At 61.8% G+C, this 25,514-nt stretch carries 24 protein-coding genes and 1 pseudogene; 12 read left to right on the top strand and 13 right to left on the bottom strand.

Annotated features, from left to right (window positions below; translation table 11 throughout):
- Positions 1 to 196: 196 nt before the first annotated feature.
- Positions 197 to 415 (top strand): hypothetical protein, encoded by a 219-nt coding sequence (locus tag AC1DEK_RS11775; protein WP_478125416.1) that lies wholly within the window; start codon positions 197 to 199, stop codon positions 413 to 415.
- A 134-nt stretch (positions 416 to 549) separates the two neighbouring features.
- Here the strand turns inward: AC1DEK_RS11775 and AC1DEK_RS11770 are convergent, their stop codons facing one another.
- Positions 550 to 861, bottom strand: coding sequence for a hypothetical protein (locus AC1DEK_RS11770; protein ID WP_478125415.1), 312 nt, complete (start codon positions 859 to 861; stop codon positions 550 to 552).
- Between the two features lie 380 nt (positions 862 to 1,241).
- On the bottom strand, positions 1,242 to 2,489 hold the full coding sequence (locus AC1DEK_RS11765; protein WP_478125414.1) for a hypothetical protein: 1,248 nt from the start codon (positions 2,487 to 2,489) through the stop codon (positions 1,242 to 1,244).
- Between the two features lie 1,221 nt (positions 2,490 to 3,710).
- Here AC1DEK_RS11765 and AC1DEK_RS11760 point away from each other — a divergent pair.
- Positions 3,711 to 4,124, top strand: a complete 414-nt coding sequence (locus AC1DEK_RS11760; RefSeq protein WP_478125831.1) for a TRAP transporter large permease subunit — start codon at positions 3,711 to 3,713, stop codon at positions 4,122 to 4,124.
- Between the two features lies 1 nt (position 4,125).
- On the opposite strand, the gene AC1DEK_RS11755 is transcribed toward AC1DEK_RS11760, so the two are convergent.
- The gene (locus tag AC1DEK_RS11755; protein WP_478125413.1) at positions 4,126 to 4,254 is read right to left on the bottom strand and encodes a hypothetical protein; all 129 of its coding nucleotides are present in this window, start codon (positions 4,252 to 4,254) and stop codon (positions 4,126 to 4,128) included.
- Here AC1DEK_RS11755 and AC1DEK_RS11750 point away from each other — a divergent pair.
- Positions 4,247 to 5,305 carry a Bug family tripartite tricarboxylate transporter substrate binding protein gene (locus AC1DEK_RS11750; RefSeq protein ID WP_478125412.1) on the top strand — a complete coding sequence of 353 codons (1,059 nt, stop codon included), beginning with the start codon at positions 4,247 to 4,249 and terminating at the stop codon, positions 5,303 to 5,305. The genes AC1DEK_RS11755 and AC1DEK_RS11750 overlap by 8 nt on opposite strands.
- 25 nt (positions 5,306 to 5,330) lie before the next feature.
- Here AC1DEK_RS11750 and AC1DEK_RS11745 read toward each other — a convergent pair whose 3' ends face one another.
- Positions 5,331 to 6,773, bottom strand: a complete 1,443-nt coding sequence (locus tag AC1DEK_RS11745) for an alpha/beta fold hydrolase (RefSeq protein WP_478125411.1) — start codon at positions 6,771 to 6,773, stop codon at positions 5,331 to 5,333.
- Between the two features lie 80 nt (positions 6,774 to 6,853).
- On the opposite strand from AC1DEK_RS11745, the gene AC1DEK_RS11740 reads away from it, so the two are divergent.
- Positions 6,854 to 7,642 (top strand): class I SAM-dependent methyltransferase, encoded by a 789-nt coding sequence (locus AC1DEK_RS11740; protein ID WP_478125410.1) that lies wholly within the window; start codon positions 6,854 to 6,856, stop codon positions 7,640 to 7,642.
- A gap of 208 nt (positions 7,643 to 7,850) precedes the next feature.
- Here AC1DEK_RS11740 and AC1DEK_RS11735 read toward each other — a convergent pair whose 3' ends face one another.
- Together AC1DEK_RS11735 and AC1DEK_RS11730 are read right to left on the bottom strand one after the other, a co-directional pair.
- The gene (locus tag AC1DEK_RS11735) at positions 7,851 to 8,162 is read right to left on the bottom strand and encodes a polyhydroxyalkanoic acid system family protein (protein WP_478125409.1); all 312 of its coding nucleotides are present in this window, start codon (positions 8,160 to 8,162) and stop codon (positions 7,851 to 7,853) included.
- A 160-nt stretch (positions 8,163 to 8,322) separates the two neighbouring features.
- A complete protein-coding gene (locus AC1DEK_RS11730) occupies positions 8,323 to 9,558 on the bottom strand; it encodes an alpha/beta fold hydrolase (RefSeq protein WP_478125408.1) in 1,236 nt (411 codons plus the stop codon).
- 182 nt (positions 9,559 to 9,740) lie between these two features.
- Between AC1DEK_RS11730 and AC1DEK_RS11725 the strand changes: the two genes are divergently transcribed.
- Complete coding sequence (locus AC1DEK_RS11725) at positions 9,741 to 10,451, top strand: hypothetical protein (RefSeq protein WP_478125407.1); 711 nt, start codon at positions 9,741 to 9,743, stop codon at positions 10,449 to 10,451.
- 585 nt (positions 10,452 to 11,036) lie between these two features.
- On the opposite strand, the gene AC1DEK_RS11720 is transcribed toward AC1DEK_RS11725, so the two are convergent.
- The 3 genes from AC1DEK_RS11720 to AC1DEK_RS11710 form a co-directional block, all read right to left on the bottom strand.
- Positions 11,037 to 12,359: a M16 family metallopeptidase gene (locus AC1DEK_RS11720; protein ID WP_478125406.1), complete on the bottom strand. Its 1,323-nt coding sequence runs from the start codon at positions 12,357 to 12,359 to the stop codon at positions 11,037 to 11,039.
- A gap of 3 nt (positions 12,360 to 12,362) precedes the next feature.
- Complete coding sequence (locus AC1DEK_RS11715) at positions 12,363 to 12,620, bottom strand: helix-turn-helix domain-containing protein (RefSeq protein ID WP_478125405.1); 258 nt, start codon at positions 12,618 to 12,620, stop codon at positions 12,363 to 12,365.
- Between the two features lie 409 nt (positions 12,621 to 13,029).
- Entirely contained in the window at positions 13,030 to 13,887 is an 858-nt protein-coding gene (locus AC1DEK_RS11710) for a helix-turn-helix domain-containing protein (RefSeq protein WP_478125404.1), read from the bottom strand.
- A gap of 225 nt (positions 13,888 to 14,112) precedes the next feature.
- On the opposite strand from AC1DEK_RS11710, the gene AC1DEK_RS11705 reads away from it, so the two are divergent.
- The 3 genes from AC1DEK_RS11705 (at position 14,113) to AC1DEK_RS11695 (ending at position 17,180) form a co-directional block, all read left to right on the top strand.
- Positions 14,113 to 14,982, top strand: a complete 870-nt coding sequence (locus AC1DEK_RS11705) for a fumarylacetoacetate hydrolase family protein (protein WP_478125403.1) — start codon at positions 14,113 to 14,115, stop codon at positions 14,980 to 14,982.
- 11 nt (positions 14,983 to 14,993) lie between these two features.
- Positions 14,994 to 15,776, top strand: coding sequence for an alpha/beta fold hydrolase (locus tag AC1DEK_RS11700; protein WP_478125402.1), 783 nt, complete (start codon positions 14,994 to 14,996; stop codon positions 15,774 to 15,776).
- Positions 15,777 to 15,839: 63 nt separating this feature from the next.
- Positions 15,840 to 17,180: a metal-dependent hydrolase family protein gene (locus tag AC1DEK_RS11695; protein WP_478125401.1), complete on the top strand. Its 1,341-nt coding sequence runs from the start codon at positions 15,840 to 15,842 to the stop codon at positions 17,178 to 17,180.
- Between the two features lie 265 nt (positions 17,181 to 17,445).
- Here the strand turns inward: AC1DEK_RS11695 and AC1DEK_RS11690 are convergent, their stop codons facing one another.
- The gene (locus tag AC1DEK_RS11690; RefSeq protein ID WP_478125400.1) at positions 17,446 to 18,030 is read right to left on the bottom strand and encodes a flavin reductase family protein; all 585 of its coding nucleotides are present in this window, start codon (positions 18,028 to 18,030) and stop codon (positions 17,446 to 17,448) included.
- A 162-nt stretch (positions 18,031 to 18,192) separates the two neighbouring features.
- Between AC1DEK_RS11690 and AC1DEK_RS11685 the strand changes: the two genes are divergently transcribed.
- The 3 genes from AC1DEK_RS11685 to AC1DEK_RS11675 all read left to right on the top strand — a co-directional run bounded on the left by AC1DEK_RS11685 (position 18,193) and on the right by AC1DEK_RS11675 (position 19,855).
- Positions 18,193 to 18,624, top strand: a complete 432-nt coding sequence (locus AC1DEK_RS11685; RefSeq protein WP_478125399.1) for a VOC family protein — start codon at positions 18,193 to 18,195, stop codon at positions 18,622 to 18,624.
- A 10-nt stretch (positions 18,625 to 18,634) separates the two neighbouring features.
- Positions 18,635 to 19,534: an amino acid ABC transporter substrate-binding protein gene (locus AC1DEK_RS11680; RefSeq protein ID WP_478125398.1), complete on the top strand. Its 900-nt coding sequence runs from the start codon at positions 18,635 to 18,637 to the stop codon at positions 19,532 to 19,534.
- Positions 19,535 to 19,660: 126 nt separating this feature from the next.
- Positions 19,661 to 19,855, top strand: coding sequence for a nuclear transport factor 2 family protein (locus AC1DEK_RS11675; protein ID WP_478125397.1), 195 nt, complete (start codon positions 19,661 to 19,663; stop codon positions 19,853 to 19,855).
- Here AC1DEK_RS11675 and AC1DEK_RS11670 read toward each other — a convergent pair.
- Both AC1DEK_RS11670 and AC1DEK_RS11665 read right to left on the bottom strand, forming a co-directional pair.
- Entirely contained in the window at positions 19,821 to 20,774 is a 954-nt protein-coding gene (locus AC1DEK_RS11670) for a LysR family transcriptional regulator (protein ID WP_478125396.1), read from the bottom strand. The two genes, AC1DEK_RS11675 and AC1DEK_RS11670, sit on opposite strands and share 35 nt — an antisense overlap.
- A 279-nt stretch (positions 20,775 to 21,053) precedes the next feature.
- Positions 21,054 to 21,983 carry a class I SAM-dependent methyltransferase gene (locus tag AC1DEK_RS11665; protein ID WP_478125395.1) on the bottom strand — a complete coding sequence of 310 codons (930 nt, stop codon included), beginning with the start codon at positions 21,981 to 21,983 and terminating at the stop codon, positions 21,054 to 21,056.
- Positions 21,984 to 22,863: 880 nt separating this feature from the next.
- Here AC1DEK_RS11665 and AC1DEK_RS11660 point away from each other — a divergent pair.
- Positions 22,864 to 24,310: pseudogene (locus AC1DEK_RS11660) on the top strand (IS1182 family transposase).
- A gap of 254 nt (positions 24,311 to 24,564) precedes the next feature.
- Here the strand turns inward: AC1DEK_RS11660 and AC1DEK_RS11655 are convergent.
- Positions 24,565 to 25,464: a LysR family transcriptional regulator gene (locus tag AC1DEK_RS11655; protein ID WP_478125394.1), complete on the bottom strand. Its 900-nt coding sequence runs from the start codon at positions 25,462 to 25,464 to the stop codon at positions 24,565 to 24,567.
- Between the last annotated feature and the right edge of the window lie 50 nt (positions 25,465 to 25,514).

Raw genomic sequence — 25,514 nt, 5'->3', positions numbered from 1 at the left:
GCTGAATTTGGTGCTGAGGGTCTGGGCGTGGCTGTTTCGGAAGTAGTGCTAAATGTTACCGGACCCCTGGGGCAAGCGCCCAGTGGCCACATCCAGTCGGGCAAGGACGAGGCCCGCAGTTGGTGGCGTCCTACGACTGCGCTTGACGCTACGCCGAAAACTGCAAAAAGGAAATAAGGGAACAAGAAGGAACCCCGTGACCCGCCGTAGCGAGCTCGTTGATCTGATACAGGCCCTTTCGCGCGAGGAGAGCACCCGGCAACCCACGGCAGCTTCTTGGCTTGCGCAGCAGGACGCGAAGGATCGTGGTGGAAACAGCGAGCAGACTTCACACGACCAGGCTGCACCCGAAGGCAAGGTCAACGGCAACGAGTGGCGTACGACGAAAGATCCGTCGGATGCGCCCAAGTCCTAGCGAGCCCATAGAGGCTGGCGTTCGGCACCCGAAGAGGCTTTGCTTTGCCCCCGGCAACGACTGCTTCCAAGCAAATTCCGCCGGCAGGTTTAACTTCCGCTACTGGCCGCAACGCGCCTCTGCTCAGCCGAAGGCTAGTAGCCCGGCAGCCAAGGCTCCTTCTCAATAGCTGCGATGTTCCCCTCCGCCAAGCAACGCCACAGCTCCAGAATTTTGCTGGCCGGCACGTTGTCCATGTGCCGTTCGCCGCCGGTCTCCAGGTTCTCGCACACGACGTAGCCACCTCGGGAGACGGACACGCTCCATTCGGTCTCATGAGTAACGGCTACCGAGCCATGCTCGGTGTCTTCCGGGCGGTCGTCGAGCTCTCGCAGTAACGCCGCGAAATCAGATGACTGCTCCCCGGAGCTCATGCTGCCGTAGCGGTGGGTCAGGTGAAACGCCATAGTCGACGGTGGTTAGGGACCTTTGGAGGCGGCCGGGAAGGTAGATGACCTGCCGGATTCTGCCGGGATGCTGAAGGTCTGCAACTGGCCGGGACTGACTGTTCGCCAACCTCCCTGATAGCGGCCCTTGGGCTATCCGGGCGATAGCCCCGAGGGGCAGTAACAGGGACCGCAGCGGACTGGTACTCGCGGCCAGGAGCGGTAGTTCCCAAGGCCGCGCTGAATGTCGCCTTTCAGAACGGCAAGCAGTCAAACGCCGGGCTCATTGCTGGGGGCCGAACACGCTGCAGTTCGGTCCTACGAATTCGCTGACTCGCACCTGACCTTTCCGAGTGAACGCTATTCTGGGCTTCAGTAGCATTCAACTCACCTACGGCGCCTCACCGAAGCTCAAGTAAGCGCACCTGCTTCAGCCACGCCTGGGCCTCATTGTCGAGTTGCCTGAGGTCATCGTTGAAATGTGGGACGCGAATATGGACTAGGCAGAAGTCAGACTTCGTAGCGATGATCAGGATGTTGTCGTAGATGTAGTAAGTCGAGCTTTTTGATGGATCGTCCATTGCTAAAGACACTGCACGTCGGACTCTGGCGAATGACCCTGTATAACCCAGAGTGAGTTGTTCAATGTCGATTCTGCCCTCTTTGGAGGCTCCAAAAACATAAAAAAGAAGGCGTCCTATCAGCAGTCCGGTCTCGGGAGTAACATTCGTCAAGCTACCCATTCCGTTCCCGATCAGATGAGCTGGGAGATTTTGATATGAATCGAATAGTTGCTCAAAGTCCTTTTGAATGGAATCGAGGCTCGCTCCAATTTCCTCATTGTTCTTGCCAAGCGATTTGAAAAGCTGCGCGCGTTCCCGCGGGGTGAATAGCCATTCCATCCAACTGCCGACGAATTCATTCAGTCCCATTCTTTTTACTTTGTCCGTAATTAGTTTCACCTCTTCCTTTGAAAATCGTTTGTGAAGAAGATCATATGCGTCGGTCTGATATCGCTCAAGCATGGAAGATGCATCCTTGTTGATCGCCTTCATGAGCTTCTGTGCATCCTCTCTGGAGATCACTGACATTTGGATGTAGGGCAGCCATTCAGGATGGTGCTTGAGCTCTTGATCCTTTTCGATGGTCCAAATGAGTGGAGGATGGGCGCTATTGAATTCGAGAGTGGATGGCAACGTCTTGGCGGCAGAAGCGAGATCTGTCTTCGTGATTTCTGAGAGCAGAACTAGATCATTTCCCGCCTTTTTTCCTCCGGTGTCCGAAATGGTCAGGGGCATCCACCGCCCAGGCATTTTCCCCGTAAAGAGTTTTCCGTCGTGAGAGGTGACATAGCCGTTGTCGGCGACCTTCTGCGAAACAATGAAATCCTCAATCACAAACGGTCTCGTCTTGCCGTCAGATATGGCTACCTTTGCGAGGGTGTCGGTTAGGCGCGAATTCGCTTTTTTAAGCTCGAGAGCGCTGGGTGAAAGTTCGCCGCCAAGATAAAAAATACTCGACGCAACTCCGGCAGCGGCCGCCAAAGCAGCAGTTGCTTGTCCCAGAGTGAGCTTGGAAATAACCTTCCCCAAGGAAAAATCGAGGGGATTACTCTCACCTTTTTCATTCAAATTGGCTGGCCTAGTCATAAAGACCTTTCTCACAATGCACGCGCCAGAAGGAAGAAGGGCTCGCAAGACAGGACGAGCTAGCTTGCTAAGACTGAGGACCCAATGTATGCGAACTACATAGAAGACACCATCCCCAAGCTTCGGTAGCCGACGTTGGTCTGAAAAGCTCCCGTCGGCTCGCACGTGTTGTCAGGTCAGCGACCCCGTCGGTTCATATGCAACGCGGGAGGTAAGCCTGCCTTTTCGCGGGCATCGAATGGCAGACCCTTATGGCGATCCATCCATGTCAATCAATGTGCGGTTTCCGACCGGTTAGTCCACCGGATGCTGCGGTGGGAGCGGGGTTGCCCCGAGCGGCGTCAAAAATGCGGCAGCGCCCGGCTGAAAGCGCCCCGACCCCGCGCATCCCGTCGCGGACATTTGCTCGCTCGCGCACGGTCCTGGGCGAATGTCCGTTTTCCCGAGGCCGCTACTCCGCAATGGCACACAGTGGCCGAAGTGCCTTACTTCCGGCGAACCGCTTCGGTCATAGAAACCAGCCGTTCGGAGCGGCCCGCGTCTACGACCGGAATGGGCCCGAAGCTCCGATTCGCGCCTTGTGGAAGCTGTCGTCCGCGCACGATGCCGCCCTGCTCATCCGCTGCCACCCATGCTGAAGTTATCGCGACGTCGGCGAGGTCAAGTTCCAAAGTAGACCGGCCGTTCGTCAAGAAAAGGGCCAAGGTCGGGTTTCGGCGACCGCTGTCATTCGGCAGAGAAATTCGAACGACAGCAACAGTCTTTCTGAGACGTTCACCGCAAAAATCAGGCGTGACGCGCGCCGGAAAGGCCTCCCCCAGCTGCCGCGCCCGCTTGATCTCATCGGTATGAAGGTAGACGTCCCCGCTCCGTTGATGTCCAAGGGCTGCGCGAGGACTAACAACTCGCTCGCCAACTGCACATCACAGATCGCTGCCGAGCGGCTTGGCAGTCGTGAGGTTGATGAGGAGTTCGAAACTCGATCAGAGACTCGCTCTTAACCTTGGCGATCTCCTTCGGTTGCAGGCAGAACAGAATCTTGCGGCTGGCTCAAGCCTCTCCACTGCAAATGAGAAAGAGACTCCAAGCAGAGCGACTCCGAATCGCGTTCGGCACGCGCCTGCCCGCAGTGGCAGCGCGCCACTTCCATTGCAGGCCGTCCCAATAGGCGAACCGTGCAGGGCGAGGATCACCCTCAATCCTGTCGAGCCACCGGTGCCGATGCGCGAGATTCCGCTTATCACGCTTGACGCGTTGCCTGCATTGATGCTGCCGGTGGTGTTGCTGTTCGGCATCTACCGCGGCGTCATGACGCCGACCGAAGGCGCTGCCGCCGCAGCCGCCTATGCGCTGCTGGCGTCCGCAGTCATCTATCGCTCGATGACTTGGCGGCAGCTCTACAACGTGTTGCTGGGAAGCGCGCGGTCCACCACCTCGGTGGGCATGCTGATCGCCGGGGCCCTGGTCTTCAACTACGTGGTCACGATCGAGCAAGTCCCGCTGTCGGTGCAGCAGTTCATCAGCGGCTTACACCTGACGCCGCTCGTCTATTTTGCTGCTCGTGAAGGCCACGGCACTGCCCGCGCCTGCGATGTTGAACAGGTTCGGGAAGCCGGCCACCTCCAAGCCGGGTAATTCAATCGCCCGTCGCGCCACTTGTCCTGGATGCCGAGGCCGCCCTGGCGCGCAGGTCCAGCCGCATCAGTGTGCCAGTGACGGCGTCAAAACCGGTGGCCAGCACCAGCGTGCCGGATTGATTGGACACGCGCCAGACGCCCCATCACACTACTCTGGTGACCAAAGCGACGTCAAATAGTGTTGACAAGTCTGTGTCCCGCCCCACTGGGGTGGTGTCGCGGCGCGCGGTCTTCGCAGCCGGATGCGCCTTCGCCGCCTCATTCGTCGCGTCGGGTGCGCAGGGACAGACGCCATATCCTTCTCGGCCAGTGCGCTTGGTCGTACCCTTTCCCGCCGGCTTCTCGCCGGACGTGGTCGCGCGACTATGGGGCGAACGTTTCGCCAAGTCGACGGGCCAAACCGTCGTCGTTGAAAACCGCCCGGGCGCGGGCACGATCATCGGGGCGCAGGCCGTGGCCGCTGCCCCAGCTGATGGATACGCGCTGCTTTGGACGGTCAACAACACGTTCTCCATCAACCCCTTCATCTACCGCAGCCTGCCGTACCGCGCCGAGGATTTTGTCCCCATCACGCGCATTCTGTCGGTGCCATTCGTGCTCATCGTCTCCGCCGAGTCGTCGATACATCGCCTCGGCGATCTGGTCCAGGCAGGCAGGGACCACCCGGGGGCGCTGAACTACGCCAGTTCCGGCATCGGCACCTCGACGCATGTGATCATGGCGCGGTTGCTGAATACGGCCGGCATCACGATGACGCACGTGCCTTACAAGGAGTCCTACCTCCCCGACGTGATCGAACAGCGCATCGCAGTTGCATTCGAGCCCAGCACCACGGCGATGGGAGACCTGAGGGGTGGCAAGGTTCGGGCACTCGGTGTGTCGAGCAGGTCGCGGCTCGAGGTCTTGAAGGACGTGTCCGCAATCGCCGAGACCTTTCCCGGCTTCGTCGGCGAATCATGGCAGGGGATCTTCGCCCCCAAGGGCACATCTGGCAATGTCGTGGCCACAATAGTCGAGCAGTCACAGCGCATCGTCGAGGATCGCGAGTTTCGCGCGACGCTGACCGACTATGGCCTTGTGCCAATCGGCGGCACATCGGCCGAGTTCCAACAGTTCCTTGTGGAAGACGCACGCGCCTGGGCTCAGGTGGTGAAAGCAAACAACATCACCGTCAATTGATGCCGATGTAATCGACACCGGGAAGCTAGCTCTCCAGGAATGACCTCACCTGCTCGAGAAACTGCCGGGACGCTGGCTCGGTCTCGAAGAACAGGTGATTGCGCCCATCCAGGGCGACGAAGCGCGCTCCGCAGATGCCTGCTGCCATGCGCCGGCCGGCTTCGAATGGAACGCGAGCGTCACCTCGTGCGTGCATGACCAGTGTCGGCACGCAGACACGTGCCAGCAGAGCACTGACGTCGATTTCGCCCGCGGTTTCGAACATTCGTGCAGCCATGTCCGCCGACACGGTGATCCGTTGCAACTCATTGAACCAGTCGGCCTGTTCCTTGGTCGCGTCGGGGACGAACTGGGAGGTGAAAAGCTGACGAAAGGCCGGGTTGTCCTTTCCCCACCCCACCCGCATCAGCGTCAGCAGCGCGGCATCCTCTTCGATTTGCCCCGCTGTGCGAACGCGCTTCTTCGCGCCCTTCGCGAAGCCTCCGTAGAGAATCAGATGCGAGACCCGTTCAGGATGTCGGACCGCGTAGGCGATCGCGACCGCACACCCTTGGGAGATACCCAACAGAGCGAAGCGATCGATTCCGAGCGCCTCGACCACCGCCTCCAAGTCACTGACGTAAGCGTCGAACGAGATGTCCGCTTCACGGTCCGACAGCCCGTTGCCGCGCGCATCGTATCGGGCAAGCAAGTGTCCTTTCGCCAGATCGCGGAAGAGATGGCCCCAAATCGGGCTTTGGAGGTCGTACTCCAGGTGAGTCATCCAGTTGCCTGTCTTCAACAGCGCCGGGCCTTGCCCGATCTTCGAATAGGCAAGCTGAATTCCGTCGAAAGCGCTGCAGAAGTGGATCTCCTGGTCGAGGACGGCGGCATCGGGAGACCTCAGAGAGGATGCGTCGCCGTGCTGAGCGGGTGAGATGGCAAAGACATCCACCCGCTGCACAATGTTCTTCAAGGCACGCGGCCCCCATGACTCGAAGTTCGCCTTCAGGGTGTGGTTCACCTGCTCGTATACCTGGCGCGAGATGCAGATGCCGCCAGGCTCTGCGATGCCCTCGAGCCGTGCCGCCACGTTGACTCCGTCTCCGTATATGCGCGACTCGTCGTGAATCACGTCGCCGAGATTGATGCCGATTCGAAAAAGCATGCGACGACGCGTCGAGACACTCTCGTTGCGCGTCGCCATCACGCTCTGGATTTCGAGCGCGCACTCGGTTGCATTGATCACGCTTGGAAAATCAGCCAGGATGCCGTCACCGGCCGTATCTATGACGTGGCCACCATAGCGACTCACCAGGGGCAGCACGACGGCCTGATGGCTCTTGAGCGCGGCAACGGTCGCGCCTTCGTCTTCCCCCATCAATCGGCTATAGCCGGCGATGTCCGCCGCAAGAATTGCGGCGAGCCGACGATTGATCGTAGGCCCGCCCGCATTCGCATCCCCGGGCACGGCAGGGTCCCTGGTCATGGCACTTGCCTTGATAATGAGAGCCCATGGTATGCCCGATCCGGCGCTGCAGGCAATATCAGCGCTGAAGGAGGAAGAAGATGCAATCCGAACCGGTCCACTTCAGCGACGGCGTCGCCTACGAAGAATTCATGGGCCGGTGGAGCCAGCTGGTCGGCGACTCGTTCCTGCGCTGGCTCGAACCTTCGCCCGGCTGGCGCTGGCTGGACGTCGGCTGCGGCAACGGCGCTTTCACGCAAATGCTGGTCGAGCGCTGTGCGCCGGCTGCGGTTCAGGGCATCGACCCGTCGAGGGAGCAGATTGCCTACGCCCGCGAGCGAGCGGGCCGCGGCTCAGCGCGGTTTGATATCGGCGACGCGATGGCTCTGCCCTACGCCGACGCGAGCTTCGACGCCGCCGTCATGGCGCTGGTTATCTTCTTCGTTCCCGATCCGGCGAAGTCGGTCGCGGAGATGGTGCGCGTCGTGCGACCCGGCGGCAGCGTCTCGGCGTACTCCTGGGACATCCTCGGCGGGGCCTTTCCGTATGCGGCGTTGCAGGAGGAAATGGCCAAGCTCACGACGGCTCCACCGTGGCCGCCGAGCGTGGAGGCGGCCCGCATGGAGACGAAGAGGTCGCTCTGGACGAGCGCGGGCCTGACGCAGATCGAGACGCGACAGATCGAAGTCGAGCGAACGTACGCCGATTTCGATTCGTTCTGGCTGATCGCGCAGACCGGGCCGCGCCTAGCGACCAGCCTGGCAGCGATGCCGGAAGACGATCGTCAGCTCCTGAAGGAACGCCTGCGCGCCCGGCTGAGCGCCGACGCCGCCGGCCGGATCACGTACGGCGCGCGCGCCAACGCGATCAGGGGGCTGGTTGCGGCATAGCGCCGCGTCGGCTTTCCCTTCGCGATGTCGCCCCCATCGCCGTTGCCACCTGCCGAATTCATGGCCGACGTCGGCAAGGTCAGGTTCCGAAGTGCGGATGCAACCGGTCGATGCAACACACTGAAAACTGCCGTAGGCAGAAGGAGTGTTGCAGATGGCTTACCGGACGATTGCGTCGGAACTTGTCCTGTGCCCCTGCACAAGTGCGCTACTTCCTCGTCAATAGCACTTGTCCCATTTTCTCAAGTCTTTCCTTGAGGCTGCTGGCGATGACGCGGAGGGCACCGGGCAGTTCAAGCTCCATGATTGCTGTGGCATCGAGGACTTGGATCACGCCGGAGACGGTCTGACCCAAAGCCGCAACGCTGAAGATGAGCCGGTCGCCGCCCCAGCGCTCGCTGGGGGCCCCGCTGCTGCCGGGCAACAAGTTGATGATCTTCGCAAAATCGCCCTCGATGCGACGTCGCGCTCCGGCGCGGCCGAGCTGATGTGGAATGGTGATGATGATGGGCGATGCCACAGGCATAGGGTGCAGCGAATCGACGCGCTGGGCAAGGGCCTGCAGGGGACGGGGCAACTCCGCAGCGAAAGCGGCCCTTCAGGAAGGCAAGTACGGAAGACCGCTAGCCAGCGCTCTGCAGATTTCCTTTGCTGGGTACGCGAAGGCCACGTCCATCGGTTCAGGCTCGGCCGCGGACCATGTCGAGCAGGCGACCCACGATGCGCTCGCCATCGGCCCGCAGCCCGTTGTGTACGTACTCGTTGGTAACCCAGGCCCGCAGCCCACGAACGCCACGGGCCGTCTCCTCGGCAAATGATCGCTCCACGTAGACATCGTCGACGTACACGGTCGCTGCCATTGGGACCTCATTGCGGGCGAGGCGGTCAGCGTCGTACAGGCGCGGCCATGGATGCTGGGCCAGAAGCTGCGCCACCTCGCGGTGCGCGCGTAAGCCAGCGTAGTCGTCCCACATCCAAGGGAAGACGTGCTCTGCGCCAAGGAGGTCGCCGGTCATCGCCTCCTCGGGCGCGAGCCGGTGTGCCGACCAGCGAGTGGCACCCCCGTCGGCGTACGAGGACTCATGGAGCGTCGCGTAGATCGGATTGCGCTCCCAGGGTGACGCCATCTGCGCGTCGACCATGAATGCGGCCGAGCCGAAGGGCAGCTCGAGCAGGTGGTGAAGCCGTTCAAACCCAGCGCTGTCGCCGAGCCACATTCCGGTCTGCCGAAACCGACGCGATGTGAGCCGGTCGCCGTTGGGCAAGCGGACATCTTCCTCGTCGAGCCGGCGCAGGATCTTCCGCAAACGATCGAGGTCTCCTGGGTATCGGGCGTGATAGCGCTGGTTCGCTTCGCGCACACGCGCCCATGTCGCCGCGTAGACCTCGTCGACCGGCCGATTCGTGATCGGCGCGAGGCCGCCGGTAATCAATACCTCCCGCAGGCCCGCGGGCGCCAGCGACAGATAGGTGAGCGAGGTGAATCCCCCGAAACTCTGACCGAGCAGACTCCAGCAGTCGACGCCGAGTTCAGCGCGGATCAGTTCGAGGTCGCGCACGATCGAGTCGGCGCGAAAATGCGTGAGGTACTCGGCCTGATCGGCAGGCGCTGCTCCAGGAATGACTGGCCCGACGGGCGTAGAGCGCCCTGTGCCCCGCTGGTCAAGCAGCAGGACCCGGAAGTCCGCAAGGGCACGCGCCATCCACCCTGAGGGCGGGCTCGTCGGGCGGGCGGCCTCGAAGCCTGGGCCGCCCTGCAGGAACACGAGGTAGGGGCGATCAAGACCGCCGTCTGGCGCAGCAAGCTCGCGCGTGAACACACTGATCGTGCCACGCAGCGGGTCGCCGTGAACCAAGGGAACCGAGTGCTCGCGCTCGGTCAAAACTGCCCCGGGCATGCGGTAGGTCGTATCCATGGCTCGCATTAGAACCCGAACGCCCCCGGAGCGAGCGTCTCTGCGGCCCGGCGGCGAAAGCCGCCGTTCCTCTGGGTGAGCCCCGCCGTGATGGACGCGCTCCAGCCGGACAGGATCGGCGGGGGGCCCAACCGCGTCTGCGCACCACGAGGCGCGCACCCATGGTCGGCTAGCATCTCGGTATGAACCCAATGCCGTTCGAACTCGATCGCCTATACGGACTGGGTGCGAGCGCCTCGCACGGCGCTGCCCCAGCGGCGGCCCAGGGCGTTCGAGCGTTGGTGTTCGAGTTGAGGCCACCCGCGGGGTGGGCCCAGCTTTCTTCGGTGTGGATCGGCGTCCAATCGGACCTCGGCCTTCCTCCCCCTGCCATCGCGGTCTCAGGCGTCGACGCAGTGCAGCTCTGGTTCTCCCTTGCATCGCCGACGTTGCCGAGTGCCGGCGAGCTGCAGGGCCTGCGTGCACGGTATCTGCCCGACTTAGGATCGACCCACTTACGTCTGATCGCCGACGCGGCGCAACTCCCGTCCGCGCCGCCCTTGGAGACCAGCCCAGATCGCTGGTCTGCGTTCGTCGCCCCCGACTTGGCTTCGGTCTTTGCCGATATGCCGTGGCTGGACCTGGCCCCAAATGGCGAAGGGCAGGCAGCGCTTCTGCGCGCGCTCGAGCCCATCCGGCAAGTTGCCTTCGAAGCCGCGCTAAGACAGCTTGGCGTCTTGGAGGAAGTGCCAGCTGAGTTGAAGCTGTCCGGCTTGCCCGAAGTGCCCACCCACGATCAAGGGCGCGAAGACGCGGAGCGCTTCCTGAGACGCGTCATGAACGACGAATCGGTGCCTATGGCTTTGCGGATAGAAGCCGCAAAGGGCTTGCTTGGCCATGCCAAGCGTTCGTAGGCAGATCGCCGGACCATCAGGCAGATCCTTGGACAAGACTGCAATCTCGACTTTGGCTCGGTCAGCTGGATGTTTCTGGGCGGAAAGCATCGTTGACTATCGATGCTGAACTATTGGTCGCCGCAATCCGCACGGTCCGTCGTTCCGTGGGGCCTCCCACGGCAGCAGTGCATGCTTACAAAGAGGCAAGCCGTTCTGCTCGACGTAAGTGTTCTAGCTCTGAAGCGACGTCGCGTTTTCGGCCAGCCAAAGCTCCTCGCGACGAGCCGCTACGGCCGCGGCAACACCGGAGGTCATACGTCCAGCCGTTCTGGATGTCGCGACGCAGCGATAGGCCAAACCGGAACGACGGCAGTCTGCCGTCTACCCGACGGTCGGGATAGTCTTGAGAGTGTCGGAATCAAGATGGCCTTCCTCGGCTTCGCGAACAAATGCGAAGTGTCAACGACACAGTCGAATGTCTGATAAATCCCTTCCCAGTCCCCGGCCGCGACTGCGCGCGCCTTGACGCCGATCCTGCGGACGCAGTTCACAAAGAGCTCGTGGCCGCAATCAGTTCGCAGAGGTGTCCTTGACCACGGCCGATCAGCAGCCACCCGCAGCGAGTCGCGCTGCCAACTGCCTCGCCGTTCGTGCGCTAGCACCCTTGCCGGCAATCGCCACCGCCGGAGGGTTGGCCAGCATTCGCTCGAAGACAGCCTGCACCTCTGCTGCACAGATGTCGTCGATCACCGCAATCGCTCCGGCTATTGGCGTCACGGTTGCGCTGGCAAAGAGCTCCTCGACGGCCTGCTCCATCGCCGGGTAGGTCCGTTCTCCGGCACGCACACGCGACACGATCAGTTGGTTCTTCGCCCGCTCCAGGTGCACCGGATCGATATTCGTGGCCTGCTCACGCAACAAGCCGGCCGTCGACGACACCAGCGCGTCGACCTTGTCCGGGGTCGTGACCGCATGAATGACGAAGTTGGCCCAGACGTCCCCGGTGTCCATCGTGGAGTGCGCTGTGTAGGCCAAGCCGAGCTGCTCCCGGATTCTGTCGACCAGGGGCGCCGACATCCCGCCTCCAAACAGGTTGGCGGCCACCGACGCCGCAAGGCGCCAGCGCTGCTGCGAGATTTCATCGTCCCGCACAGGCGATAGTGGGTAGGCGATGTTGAGGAAGACTTGAGACACCTGCGGAAATCGCCGGGCCACGGCCAGCCCCACGTACTTCGCGGGCTTTGGCGGCAGCGGCCCGGGCAGCGGGGCCGAGGGCATCGCGTAGAAGAGTTCCCCGGCGAGCGCCAGCCAGGCTTCCACATCGAAGTTCCCGGCCGCCGCGACGACGGTGTTTTCCGCGACGTGGTGGGACTGGACATGCCGCACCAGTTCCTGCCGGGTAAAGCCTTCAATGTTCCCGACAGTGCCGATCACCGGCATGCCCATAGGGTCGTCGCCCCAGACGGCGCGGTCAAGCAGTTCGCTGGAAGCGTCCTCCGGGTCCTCCTCGTATTCGATGGCTTCCTGGCGGATCACCTCCAGCTCCCGCTGAAGTTCGTCTTCGGGAAACGTGCTGTTCAGGACGATGTCGGCCGTTATACGCAGCAGATGCTCCGCATGCCGGCCCAAGCCGGTCATGAAGTAGCCGGTGGTGTCCTTGCCTGTGAACGCATTGACCTCCGCGCCCAGCCGCTCCGCGTCCAGGTTGATGGCCTGCACGGAACGGGTGACGGTCCCCTTGAACGCCATGTGCTCAAGGACATGGCCGATGCCGTTCGTGAGCGGGGTTTCGTCACGGGAGCCAACGCGCAGGAACACACCCACACTGACGCTCTGCACGTGGGGCATGGGAAGCGCGAGCAGCCGCACCCCGTTCGCAAGCGTGCGAAGGACTACGGGGGTGGGCTCTGTCGAGAGCAAACCCATAGCTCAACGGTCCTCTGGCTGCTGCAGTCTCACGCCGATGCCGTAGAGCGCGAGCAAACCCAGCACGTGCCCGACAGCAACGCCGGGCTCCCCCGCTTCGATGCGCCCTATGGTTTGGATATGCACGCCCAGGCGCACGGCCGCTGCGGCCTGTCCCTCCCCGGCCGTCGTCCGGGCCAGCCTGGCCGCTGCACCCAATTCCCGAATCGAATGCAGGGCGTCACCACCGATGTCTGCCGAGATGCGCTTGCCTTTGGTCATGAGGGCATTGTCGCTGCCCGCACCTTGCCCCCAACTGTGACCCAGCGGCGGGGTGCCTTCGACCCCATGAGAGATTCTCAGCAGGCGACCCCGCGCCCGACGGGGCTTCCAATGGACGGTTTGCGCGGACGCTCGTTGAGCAGCGGCTCCGGTCCTTCCAGGTTGGATGGCGAAAGTACGCCGTCGCCCCGTTTCCAGTCGTCCAAGTCCGAGGACACCTCCGTATGGACGGCCGGTCCCAAGGCATTGCAGTCATCGCCCCTGCTTGCCCTCTAGAAACCTTGCCTTCGAAGAGTCAACGTCCGCTGTGTCCGGCGTCGAAATGGGAGTTCGGGCCCTGTGCTGCCGGTCGCGATCGACCGTCCTACGTCCAGTTTGCGGGCGAAAACAGACATCGATGTCGCTACCCCTAGATCCGCTCCCTGGGGATGCCGGTCACGGTCACAGGCGAGGGATCGCGCGTCGCCCGCTTGAAGATCGACGGCGAGACGCCGGTGTGCTCCTTGAAGAAGCGCGAAAAGTTGCCCGGCGCGGAAAAGCCCAGATCCATCGCGACATCCGTCAGTACACCACCTTCGGCGACTCGGCGCATGGCTTCCTCGACCCGCACGCCGCTCCAGAACACCTGTGGTGTCGTGTTGAGCTGATCGCGAAACAGGGCAAAGAAGTGCGCGCGCGACAGGCCGACTTTTGCCGCGATCTCATCAATGGTCGTGAGCTCCGACACGTGCTCGCGCATGTGTGCGATGGCGCTGCGAAGCCGGTGGTCGAGCATCACGCCCACACCTGCCACAGGCGCCTCCGCGCCGTCCGTGGTCGATGCCGCAATGGCGGCCTCCAGCAGTCGCTCTACCTCGTCATCGATGGCCGGGCGCGACTTGTCCGCGGAGATGATCAGGTCGAGCACGCGCCAGCACGAGCGGCGCATCGCCGAGCTGATGGGAACGCGCGGTGAAGGGAAGCGGAAGTTGCGCCCGGTTGAATTTCCCAGCGCGTCCAGCCATTGCTTTGAGATCATGAAGACGAGAAAGAGGCAGGAGCCGTTGCCTTCCATCACCATGTCGTGCGCCTCGAACGCGTTTACGCCCAGCGCGAGGTTTTCGCCGTAGGGCACGACCTCGGCGCCCACTTTCGCGACGGCGCGCGTGCCACCGAGCCACAGGGCCAGCTGCGATTCAGAATGGGCGTGCGACACCAGGTTGGCGCGCGATTCGAGAACGATCGCCGTCCCAAAAGCTCCCTCGTGCAGCGCGTAGGCCTCGGCCATGAATCCAGTCCTTCAAGGTGGTCGACGGGTGCAATTGTTCGCCTTCGCGAGGCCTGAAGCGGCCTGAACCCCGGGTAAGTCCCTAGCACTCCACCAGACTCCCTGATACGTCGCCGGATTCGTCGATAAGCGCCCAAAGCGCTGCGTTCTTAAAGTTGCTCCATGCCCGCGGCACCTTCACCGGAACCGCAAATCCGCAGAGAGAAATCACAGGAGCCAACAGAAATGCGCATCGCCACCTACATCGCCGACGGCATCCGCCGCGTGGGACTTGTATCCGACGACGGCCTCACCCTCCAACCCCTCGAACTCACGCCGCAGCAAGCAGCCGCGGGTGCCTTGAGCATCATCGAATCCATGGCCGAGGGTGGCGCTGCACCGGTCGCGACCGGCGCTGCCATCAAGGTCGCGGATGTCGCGCTCGACGCGCCGCTGCCCAAGCCCCGTCGCAACCTCTGGTGCGTGGGCCGCAACTACCACGCGCACGCCAAGGAACTCTCGGCATCGGTATTCAAAGACAGCGGCGCGAAGACCGACGAGTGGCCCATCGTGTTCACCAAGGTGCCCGAATGCGTGGTCGGCCCGCACGACGACGTGCTGGTGCCCAGCGCGATCTCGACGCAGATCGACTACGAGGCAGAACTCGCCGTGGTCATCGGCAAGGGTGGCAAGAACATCACGCGCGCTGCCGCCATGGAGCATGTCTTCGGCTACACGGTCGTGAACGACGTGACGGCGCGCGACGTGCAGATTCGCCACGGCCAGTGGGACATGGGCAAGTCCTTCGACACCTTCTGCCCGATGGGCCCGTGGATCGTGACGGCCGACGAGTTCGACGGCACCAAGACTCGCGTGCGCTGCTGGGTCAACGGCGAGTTGCGCCAGGACGGCCCGACCGAGAACATGATCTTCGACATCCCGACGCTGATCGAAACCATCTCGCGCGGTATCACGCTGTATCCGGGTGATGTCATCGCCACGGGCACGCCGGCCGGCGTCGGCATGGGCATGTCGCCGCCGCGCTACCTGAAGGCGGGCGACGTGGTGCGCGTCGAGATCGACCGCCTTGGCTCGATCGAGAACAAGTTCGTCTGAAGCGCAGCGCAATGACGACTCGATTCATCAACGAACTGGCCGTCGAGATCGACGGCAACGGCGAAGCGCTGCTGTGCATCCACGGACTCGGCGGCTCGTCGAACACATGGACGCCTTTGCTGGCCGCCCTGTCGGGCTTCAAGGTGATCCGGCCGGATTTGCCCGGAAGCGCACGCTCGGCGCTGTTGGCGGAGCCGCTCTCGATTGAAGGCTATGCCGCAGCGCTCGAAGCTTTGCTCGCTGAGCTGGGCGCCGAATCGGTGCACGTGATGGCGCACTCGCTTGGCACCGTCGTTGCGCAGCATCTCGCCGTGCGCAACCCTGGCAAGATCAAGTCGCTGGCCTTGTTCGGGCCGCTGGTTGCGCCACCCGAAGCGGCTCGGCCGAACATGGTGGCGCGTGCGGCGGCAGCGCGCGGCGGCGCGGCGGCCATACAAGAGATTGCCGACGCCATCGTCAAGGGCGCCACCAGCCAAGAGACGAAGGCTGAGCAGCCCGCAGTGCTGGCACTGGTGCGCGAAAGCGTGATGCGCCAATCACCCGAGGGCTACGCCCAAAGCTGCGAAGCGCTCGCCGCCGCGCAGTCGGCCGAGATCGACCGCATTGAAGTGCCAACGCTGCTCGTGACCGGCGACCAGGATGGCGTTGCGCCACCGGCCAACGTCGCCGCGATGGCGGCGCGCATCAACGGTTCGCGACAGGTGGTCCTTGAAGGCTGCGGCCACTGGACGACCTTTGAGAAGCCGCAACGCTGCATGCAGGAACTCGAACAGTTCCACGCATCGTTGCGCTGAATTTTTTCCACCGCCACACGTTCATCAACCCATTTCCGGCACCTCGGGCCGGAGGAGACAAGCATGACCCGCATCGCATTCACCAACGTCCGCATCTTCGACGGCACGGGCGAAGACACCTACACCGGCGACGTGCTCGTCGAAGGCAAGCGCATCGTCGAAGTCACCCGCGCACCGAAGCGCGTGAGCGTCGACGACGCCCGCGTCATCGACGGCAAGGGCCGCTTCCTGATGCCCGGCATGACCGAGGCGCACACGCATTTCTCGTGGAACGACCAGCCGAGCCTCGCCGCCATCCAGTTCATGCCGCCCGAGGAGCACATGCTGTGGTGCGTGCGCGTGGCCAAGCGCTATCTCGACATGGGTTGGACCTCGGCTATCGGTGCCGCTGCCGCGAAGCCTCGACTCGACGTGGTGCTGCGCAACGCCATCGATGCGGGCGAGTTCCCCGGACCGCGCTACCTCGCGGGCAGCCAGGAAATCACCACCATCGGCGCGCTCGGCGACAACACGCTGCCGCACATGAAGTTCGAGGAACTGAGCTTCGGCAGCGTGTGCAGCGGCCCGGAAGAAATCCGCAAGTCGGCGCGCACCTTCATCAAGTACGGCGTAGATCATCTCAAGATCAACTTGTCCGGCGAACCCATTGCCGGCCTGCCGGCCGAGATGTCACCGTTTGCGGAGGATGAGGTCGCGATGCTCGCGCAGGAAGCCAAGCGCTATGGCAAGCGCATGGCCGCGCACGCCCGATCAAGCGAGTCGGTCAAGCAGTGTGTGCGACATGGCATCGAGATGGTCTACCACGCCAGTTTTGCGGACGAAGAGGCGCTCGACATGCTCGAGGCCGCCAAGGACAAGCACTTCGTCGCCCCCGGCATCGGCTGGCTCATTCGCACGACCTTCAACGCCGCCGAGTACGGCATCACCGAGGCCGTCGCGACGCAAATGGGCTACAAGCGCGAGTTGGAGATCGCCTCTGCATCGCTGCGCAAGATGCATCAGCGCGGCATCCGCATCCTGCCGGGTGGCGACTACGGCTTTGCTTGGATGCCTCACGGCACCAACGCCAACGACCTGCAGTATTTCGTCGACTACATCGGCATGACGCCCAAGGAAGCGCTGCTCGCAGCGACCAAGCTGGGCGGCCAGATCATGCTGCGTCCGGACGAACTGGGGCAGTTGAAGGCGGGCTACCTGGCGGACATCGTGCTGGTGGATGGTGATCCGCTGAAGGACCTGTCGATCCTTACCGATCCGGCGAAGATCCAGCTCGTGATGAAGGATGGCGTGATCTACAAGGATTGCGCGACCCCCGTGCCTGCGGAGGCTGCGCTGCATCTGGAAGGGGCTGACTTTCCGCTGCGTGAGGAAGGCGTCAAGGAAGCGCTTGCTGAAATGCATTGAGCCAAACTAACCCAACGGGGGCGGTGGCAACGCCCCCGCTCTTTTCTTTCGACCGCAATGCAAGCGCAAGCTGACGCTGAAAATCACGCCACGCACGACGGCTTGTGGCCGACTGAAGCCTCTCGGCTATCCGGCGCTTCGGGCCCGTGGCTGCCGGTCAATTCGGCGCGCCAGAAGTCGGCTTTGAGTGCGAAAGCGGGCATCGGCCTCTTCGCATGAACCCGAGGTGTTGAGCGCGTACGTGCCGCGAATCTTTGAACAACAGTTATGGCGCAGTTGCACGGACGACACTGCCGCCACAAATGAAGTTGCCGCCTCCTAGATGATGGATCGTCTGCAGCGCAGCGTTGCTATCGTCGAACAACCAATGACCGTTCCTGAAGATCCGTGCATCGGCTGCTGCGCCGACGACTTCGGCGAAGCAGGTGTCGTAGGCATCTTCGCTGTGCGGCTCAGGAATCAAGCGGCACTCGAGCCAGGCTGAGCAACCGGAAGATAAGACCGGCAGTTTCAGTACTGGGCTGGTCTCCGTTCCGATGGCGAAGTGTTCAAACTTGTCCATGGTTCGACCGCTCGTGCTGCCCACCGCGTGAGTGAGGTCAACGAGCGCATTGCCGGGTAAGCAGATGGCAAATGTTCGGCTGGCTGCAATCAACTCGCGGGTGAATGTGTGCTTGTCGATGACCACGGCGATGCGCGGGGGCGTGAACTCCACCGGCATCGACCACGCCGCGGCCATGACGTTGCGGCGGGTGCCGTCAGAACTGGTGACCAACACCGTCGGTCCGTGGTTGATCAGGCGACTGGCGTGCTCAAGAGCCACTGGCTGAAAGTTGTTTGTGTTCGACATGCCGGCGATTGGACAGCAAGACAGAAAAGCTCGCCAGTCGAGGCGAATCGACAAAAAAAGCATTGGGAAAATTGATGCTCAGAACCGTTTTATATCGTTTTCGGTTATGCGAATCGCTCCTTACAGTCTCCTTTCCCTGAACTACATCACCACGAGGACACCATGAGCGAAACCCATCAACGTATTCCGTTCCATCTTGCTTTTCCTGTGCGCGACATCGCAGAAGCACGCGCCTTCTACGGGGAGCTGCTGGGTTGCCACGAAGGACGGAGCGCGCCCGAGTGGGTTGACTTCGACTTTTACGGTCATCAGATTGTTGCGCATCTGGCACCCGACGAGTGCGGCCACAAGCAGAGCAGTGCCGTCGACGGCCACGATGTGCCGGTCAAGCATTTCGGCGCCATCCTGCCGACGGACAAGTGGCAAGCCATGGCGGACAAGTTGGTCGCGAACAAGACCGCGTTCGTCATTGAGCCGTACATCCGTTTCAAAGGCGAACCTGGCGAGCAAGCCACGATGTTTTTCCTGGATCCATCGGGCAACGCCATCGAAATGAAATCGTTCGCCAATCTCGACTCTCTGTTCGCGAAGTAAGGAGACCCCAATGAGGCTTCAATCATTGGTCGCCACCAGCGTTGCCGCTGCCTTCCTGACGTTCTTGGGTTCGGCGGCTGCGCAGACAGACACGCTGAAAAAGATCAAGGAGTCGGGCGTTGTCACCGTGGGCGTGCGCGATGCCTCGGGCGCCATGTCGTTCACCACCGGACCCGGGAAATACACCGGCTTCCATGTCGAGATTTGCGAGCAGATCATTGCAGACATCAAGAAGGCGACGCAGCTCGAGAAGCTGGAAGTGAGATACCAACTGGTCACGCCCCAGAACCGCATCCCGCTCGTGCAGAACGGCGCGGTGGACATCGAATGCGGCACGACGACCAACAATGCGGCACGTCAGAAAGAGGTCGCCTTCGCCCCTACCCTTTACGTGGAAGGCGTGCGCATCGCTGTCAAGTCAGCGTCCAGCATCAAGTCGACCGCGGATTTAGCGGGCAAGACGGTGGTAGCGACCACCGGAAGCACTTCCGTGCAACTGCTGAGAAAGCTAAAGAGCGATGCGACGGAGCTGACGGCCAAAGACAACAGCGAAGGCTTTCTGCTTCTGGAGACCGGCCGCGCCGACGCTTTCGTGGCAGATGGGCAGATCTTGGCGACGCTCATTTCAAAGAGCAGGGAACCCGCGCAATACAAGCTGCTGGACCAAGTGCTGAGTACAGAGCCCATTGCCATCATGTTGCCGAAAGGCGATGCGGCGTTCAAGAAGCTTGTCGACCAGAGCGTCGTGTCGCTGGCCAAGGGCGGGGATGCAGCGCGCATCTACGACAAATGGTTTCTGAAGCCGATCCCGCCGCGAAACGTGATCGTGGGCCTGCCCGCGACCGAGATGACCAAGGCCGCCTGGGCAAATCCCACCGACAAACCCATGGAAGAGTACGAGGCGCGCTAAGGCCTCGAAGGAAACACAACGGCGGAAGTGTCGATGGCGTGGCCAGTGCCTTTCATCCGGGGCCTTGATGTACGGCTTCACGAATGGGCAGTTGCTGGGCGGCCCAATCCAGAATCCTTTCGATTCGTGCAGAAGAACGGCAAGGTGCGGGAGATCGTGACGCATCTGGATGTGCTAGCCGTCACGCCGACCACCGCACTGGTTCGGGTTGACATGGAAAAGGACGCCATCGGTGCTGACTACAACGACTTCCTGACGCTGATCAAGACCAATGGCGACTGGAAAGTCATCGCGAAGGTTTACCACCAATTCGAGGATTGAGGCGGCGCTTGCTCGATGCACTGCGTCGAGTGCCTGTCGTCTCCACGATGGCCTCAGAGGCCTCCACAAGGCAGCGCGAAAATTGGGCAACGATCGGCGAGCTTGTCCTGGTCCGGCGCTGGAGCAGCCCGATCTCCCGATAAAAGGTGTGTTCGCCCAATGACACCACCCGGACGCTGTCCGGCAGCGGCAGGTGGGCTTCGACCATCGGAACGAGCGCCACACCAACGCTGTTCGCCGCAAGCTGGATGAGTCCGGCGATCTCGTCCAACTCGATGGCCTCCTTCACGGTGACGCCTTGTCGCCGCAGGAAGCCTTCGACCATCCGGCCGCCAAAAGACACGCGGTCGTAACGCAGAAACGGCCGCTCTTCCAGCAGCGCACGCCAGTCCCTGCCCCTCGACCCATCCCTAGGAACAACGAGAACGAACGGTTCATGGACGAGCGCCTGCCACGTCATGTCGTGTGGCATGCCGAAGGGCGGTCGAATCATCACAGCCGCATCAATCTTTCCGGCGTCGAGATCGTCCATCAGCCGCAGAGACACGCCAGGCGCAACATGGACGCGGACCAAGGGAAGCGCTTGACGGAGGTTCTCGAGCGCACGCGCGACAAGCGTGGACTGCGCGGAGGCGATGGCGCCAATGCGCAAGACACCTTGGGTCGATTGTTCATCGGGCGGATCGCCCAGCTTCGCGTAGAGCGCGCAGAGCACCTCTGCACGCGCAAGGACGATTTGCCCGGCACTGTTCAGCGTCGCGGAGCGCCCCGTCCTGTCAAACAGGGAGAAGCCCAGGCTCTCCTCGATTCGCCGGATCTGGCTGCTCACCGCCGATTGCGTCAGGCCGATGTGCTCGCCAGCGGAAGCGAAGGTTCCATACTTGCAAACGGCTATGAGGGTCTTGAGCTCTGCGATCATGGGCCGAGCATGTCCAGGATCGATCGAAAAATCAACAACTGAGCAGGCGGCGGAATGCGATTATTCGATCGCTCACTACATCCGTACGGCCATCCTGGCGCGTCACCCGAAACGCTGAGTCTGCGCCTATCTGAACGCGGCGCTCTGGCCGTGCCCACAGCGCGTGCGGATGCCTGCTAACGCTCCAAAGCCGACCTCTGCTGCTCGTGGTCCACATCCACCGAGGTCTCAGACAACTCTGATTTCGACCAATCGCGCTACGCGAGCCACTGCCCCGTTCTATGCAAGCGACTCGGCGCCGACCAGCCGCACATGGGCCATATGCGCAGCTTTAGAGGTCCTGAAGGCGTTGAGGCCGCCAGCGTCGTAGCGAGCAGCGGCTTGGTTTCCATCCAGATCCTCGAGGAGTCGTAGCCCGGTTTCGAGCAGCAAATCGTTGATGGTTCGGGGGTCGAACCCAGATAGAAACGCTTCTCCGGCAGCAGCGACGTTGCTCTTGAGTCTGAGAAACTCTTCATCGACTGCATGGTGCGGGCCAAGGATGGCCTCGTCAACATACGTGAAGACCATCTCGCTTCCCGCACGCGCGCAGGTGGCAATTGATCGAAGGGCTTTGAGGTTTGCCTCCCGGGTCAGGTAAGTCGTGACGCCCAACCAGGAAAAAAAGGTGAGACGGTCGCCCTGAAACGAAGATCTCGTCAGCGCCGTTCCCAATGCCTCCATCGACAGGTCGGCTTCGACGAATTCCACGGAGCCGGGGACGCTCACGTCACAGGCAGCCAGGCGTTCACGCTTCAGCCGCTGCGTCGCCGGATGATCCACCTCGATGATCGTCACGCCCTCTGCCCATGCTGGGCGCCGGCAGATGAAGCTATCGAACCCGGCGCCGATGATGACGTATTGAACGATGCCGCTCGCTACGGCCTGCTTGAGCGCGTCCTCCGTGTATCGGGACCGAAGGATCACGCCCCCGTAGGCGGGATTGGACCGAAGAGCGAGGTCGAGACCCTGAACGCCATCCAGTGTCAAACCCGGCTTGGTGGCCTCTATGCGTGCCATCGCACGCTGAAGCAAGGTGGACTGCGCCGATTCCGAGACAAGGCGATCTCCCCACGTATCGCTCAGGAGTGGCAGGGGGTCGTTGCGCGAATGAACTGCTCGCATGAGCGAAGTTGCAAGTGCGGTGCGGCTGGGTGTCGACGGGTTCAACAGATTCTCCAAGATTGCTGCCTAGACGAGCGAACGGCAGCTTACAACCGAACCGTGAGGCTGCAATGGGCCCGGACCACCATTCCGGCGCTGATGCAAACAGTCATTCGGTGGCACGCAGTCAGCGCGGCCATGCTGCTTCAACCATCCGATCACTGTCGCCCGCTCCGTCCGCCGATGATGCCGGTGAAGGTCAAGTTCCGAAGTAGATCAGCCGGTCGCAAAGGAATGCGCCGATGTCATCAGGTATCGGCGATCTCCCTCGTTCGACGGACAGATTCGACCGGCTGCAACCAAGTCTGTGGCTGAACTACCTGCCAAGCTTTGCACTCCCTCCTGGCACTCCCAATGCCACTCGTACGCTAGTCGCTAGTCGCTAGTCGCTAGTCGAGCAGCTGGAAACTTTTAGCCGAAAATATCCACAATCCAATTTGTTAGCAAATTCGCCCCCCTGCCCTCGCAGAAAATATCCACAACCTTAGCAAATCGACGTTGGACGTAAGTTTGCTAAGGTCAGGGACATTTTCGACTAAGGCATCCCGAGTTGCGGATATTTTCGGAACTTCAGCACCGCTGATGTCGCTCCAGACTCACGCTGGCGAGCGCGTAAAAGTCCTTCTCTGAAGTGCGGCCCCACACAGCTAGGACGTAGCCGAGCCGAAGAGATCGGCCTGTCCTCTCTACTTTCCCGATATCGACTCCGCAGGGCGGTGGACTCACCGCCTGCGAACGCCTGCTTTCGAGGGCGGCCGCTGGAGTTGCTGAAGGACCGGATTGGGCCTGTGGCGGAGGTCGCTTTTGGGCCGAGGGCGTGTGAAAACGCTTCATTGATCGTCTCACTCAAAATAAAATTCGCCAACCCGTTGCAGCGAGGTGGCCCATGAAGCGATTCATCGAAGGCGAAGATCGACAGCAGGTGACACTGCTGCCCGAATGCCTTGACGACTACATCGGTGAGGACAATCCGGTGCGAGTCGTCGACGTCTTCGTCGAGGAATTGGACCTGCAGGCGATGGGCTTCAAAGGCGTTGAGCCCGCAACGACGGGTCGCCCTTCCTACCACCCCTCTGTCCTGCTCAAGCTCTATATCTACGGCTATCTCATTCGCATCCAGTCGAGTCGTCGCCTGGAGCGCGAGGCGCAGCGCAACGTGGAGCTGATGTGGCTCACCGGCCGTCTGGCGCCTGACTTCAAGACCATCGCCGATTTCCGCTACGACAACGGCCCGGGCATCCGAAACGTCTGCAAGCGCTTCGTTGGCCTCTGTCGAGAGCTCAAGCTGTTCACTCACGCGATCGTGGCCATCGATGGCAGCAAGTTCAAGGCGGTCAACAGCCGCGACCGCAACTTCACTGCCGGCAAGATCGACGGTCGTCAGAAGCAGATCGAGCAAAGCATCCAGCGATACCTCGATGCCATGGAGACGGCGGATCGCACCCAGCCGGTCGAGTTCGAGGCAAAGACCGAACGGCTGCGCGACAAGATCAAAAAGCTGCGCGAGCAGATGAAGCAGCTTGATGAGACGAGGGAACAGCTGAAGAAGGAACCCGACGGGCAGCGTTCGCTCACCGACCCTGATGCGCGCTCGATGCTTCAGTCAGGCAAGAGCACGGGCATCGTTGGCTACAACGTCCAGACCGCCGTCGATGCAAGGCATCACCTGATCGTGGCACACGAGGTGACCAACGAACCACGACCGGGCGCACCTCAACAAGATGTCACTGGCCGCGCGCGAGGCGATGGGCAAGACCAAGCTGCAGGCCCTCGCCGATCGCGGGTACTTCAGTGGCAAGGAGCTCAAGGACTGCGAAGACGCGGGCATCACGACCTACGTTCCCAAGCCGATGACCTCCAACGCGAAGGCCGAGGGGCGCTTCGACAAGAGCGACTTCATCTATATCGCCAAGGACGATGAGTACCAATGCCCCGCGGGGCAGCGGGCCATCTACAGGCTCAATACATTGGAGACGAACGGCAACGAGATGCGTGTCTACTGGACCAGTGCTTGCCCCCAGTGCCCGATCAAAGATCAATGCACGACGAGCACGTATCGGCGCATCCGTCGATGGGTGCACGAGGAGGTGCTCGAACGTGTTCAGCAACGCCTGGACCGCAAGCCCATTGCCATGACGCTGCGAAGATGTACGGTGGAGCACGTGTTCGGAACACTCAAACACTGGATGGGCTCGACGCACTTCCTGACGAAGAAGTTGGAGCACGTGAACACCGAGATGAGTCTGCACGTGCTGGCTTACAACCTGAAGAGGGTCATCGCGATCATGGGTATGAGCCAAACGATGAAGGCGATGAGGCTGCTGGGGGCCTGAACCTCTTTAATGGCCGGTGCAACGCTCTCGGCCATTCAGGCGCGTGCCAAGTCACCCGTTTCTGCGACGAGGCCACTGGATGACTCCGTGACGTCGATGACGGCTTCGCGATCGCGAATTCTTGCTCGCGCCGAAGCCGTTTCCACACGCCCTCGGCCTTAAGCGGACATCGGGCCTTCCCGGAAGCGACCATGAAAACAGAAGCTTAAGTCGCCACAGACGCTTGGCGCAGTTTGCCGAGTTCAGCGGGCAGTTCATGCACTGTTAGCCGTCTCAGCGGTCTTGCACACTGCGGCGTCCCCTGCTAGCAGCCATTCGCGAAACTGCGTCATGGCCGGTGATAGAGCCTTCGACTGCAATCGAGTGAGCCAGTAGCTGCCCACCCGGACCTCTACGGCGAAGGGCTGAACAAGACGACGCATCTCCAGGTCGTGCTGCAACATGCTCGCCGGAAGCAAGGCAACGCCGGCCCCCTGTGCGGCCGCTGCCGCTAATGCCAGGGAGGAATCGAGCACAGGCCCTCGCATAGGCTTAGGCGATGCGCCTGCTCCTGCAGCGGCAAACCATCGGCTCCACTCATCGCTGCGATAGGAGCGCAACAGTGTTTCTCCCAAAAGGTCCGCCGGGCTGGCGAGCCGCTGTGCGATCGAGAGGGTACAAAGGGGAGTCAGGGGAGCGTCGAGCAGCAGTTCGGCATGCGTTCCGTGCCAAGCGCCCTCGCCAAATCGGATGGCGAAATCGAGGCCCTCTCCGGCCAAGTCGACCTTGTTGTTGTGAGTCATTAGGCGCAGGTCGACAAAGGGATGGTTCTTCTGGAACGACTCGAGTCGGGGCATCAACCAGCCCACTGCAAAGGTGGAGACTGCTGCAACAGTAAGGGGAGCGTGGTGAGCACCGCCACGGAATTGCTCGACGATGGTGCCAAGGCGTCCAAATGAATCAGACAGCATGGGCAACAGGGCCTGGCCCTCGTCGGTAAGTGTGAGTCCGCGCGGCAGCCGACGAAATAGGCGCACTCCAAGGCGCGTCTCCAGGTTCTTGACTTGAGCGCTCACTGCTGCCTGGGTGACGTTCAGCTCCAAGCCGGCGCGCGTGAAGCTCAAGTGCCGTGCAGATGCTTCGAACGCACGCAATGCGTTGAGGGGGAGGGACATGGCCAAGATTATCTTGGGTATTCCCCCTGAAATCATCGTTTGTCGCCGTA

It is taken from the genome of Variovorax sp. 10N420, assembly GCF_056394705.1.
Note: the sequence above shows the minus strand (reverse complement) of the source record. Positions and strands in the feature narration are given on the sequence as shown.

Coding starts and splice junctions, on each gene's coding strand:
- AC1DEK_RS11680 (WP_478125398.1), top strand. CDS start 18,635: ATGAGGCTTCAATCATTGGTCGCCACCAGCGTTGCCGCTGCCTTCCTG.
- AC1DEK_RS11725 (WP_478125407.1), top strand. CDS start 9,741: ATGAACCCAATGCCGTTCGAACTCGATCGCCTATACGGACTGGGTGCG.
- AC1DEK_RS11700 (WP_478125402.1), top strand. CDS start 14,994: ATGACGACTCGATTCATCAACGAACTGGCCGTCGAGATCGACGGCAAC.
- AC1DEK_RS11705 (WP_478125403.1), top strand. CDS start 14,113: ATGCGCATCGCCACCTACATCGCCGACGGCATCCGCCGCGTGGGACTT.
- AC1DEK_RS11760 (WP_478125831.1), top strand. CDS start 3,711: ATGCGCGAGATTCCGCTTATCACGCTTGACGCGTTGCCTGCATTGATG.
- AC1DEK_RS11695 (WP_478125401.1), top strand. CDS start 15,840: ATGACCCGCATCGCATTCACCAACGTCCGCATCTTCGACGGCACGGGC.
- AC1DEK_RS11770 (WP_478125415.1), bottom strand. CDS start 861: ATGGCGTTTCACCTGACCCACCGCTACGGCAGCATGAGCTCCGGGGAG.
- AC1DEK_RS11720 (WP_478125406.1), bottom strand. CDS start 12,359: ATGGGTTTGCTCTCGACAGAGCCCACCCCCGTAGTCCTTCGCACGCTT.
- AC1DEK_RS11710 (WP_478125404.1), bottom strand. CDS start 13,887: ATGGCCGAGGCCTACGCGCTGCACGAGGGAGCTTTTGGGACGGCGATC.
- AC1DEK_RS11740 (WP_478125410.1), top strand. CDS start 6,854: ATGCAATCCGAACCGGTCCACTTCAGCGACGGCGTCGCCTACGAAGAA.
- AC1DEK_RS11745 (WP_478125411.1), bottom strand. CDS start 6,773: ATGACCAGGGACCCTGCCGTGCCCGGGGATGCGAATGCGGGCGGGCCT.
- AC1DEK_RS11685 (WP_478125399.1), top strand. CDS start 18,193: ATGAGCGAAACCCATCAACGTATTCCGTTCCATCTTGCTTTTCCTGTG.
- AC1DEK_RS11730 (WP_478125408.1), bottom strand. CDS start 9,558: ATGGATACGACCTACCGCATGCCCGGGGCAGTTTTGACCGAGCGCGAG.
- AC1DEK_RS11670 (WP_478125396.1), bottom strand. CDS start 20,774: ATGATCGCAGAGCTCAAGACCCTCATAGCCGTTTGCAAGTATGGAACC.
- AC1DEK_RS11690 (WP_478125400.1), bottom strand. CDS start 18,030: ATGTCGAACACAAACAACTTTCAGCCAGTGGCTCTTGAGCACGCCAGT.
- AC1DEK_RS11715 (WP_478125405.1), bottom strand. CDS start 12,620: ATGACCAAAGGCAAGCGCATCTCGGCAGACATCGGTGGTGACGCCCTG.
- AC1DEK_RS11765 (WP_478125414.1), bottom strand. CDS start 2,489: ATGACTAGGCCAGCCAATTTGAATGAAAAAGGTGAGAGTAATCCCCTC.
- AC1DEK_RS11655 (WP_478125394.1), bottom strand. CDS start 25,464: ATGTCCCTCCCCCTCAACGCATTGCGTGCGTTCGAAGCATCTGCACGG.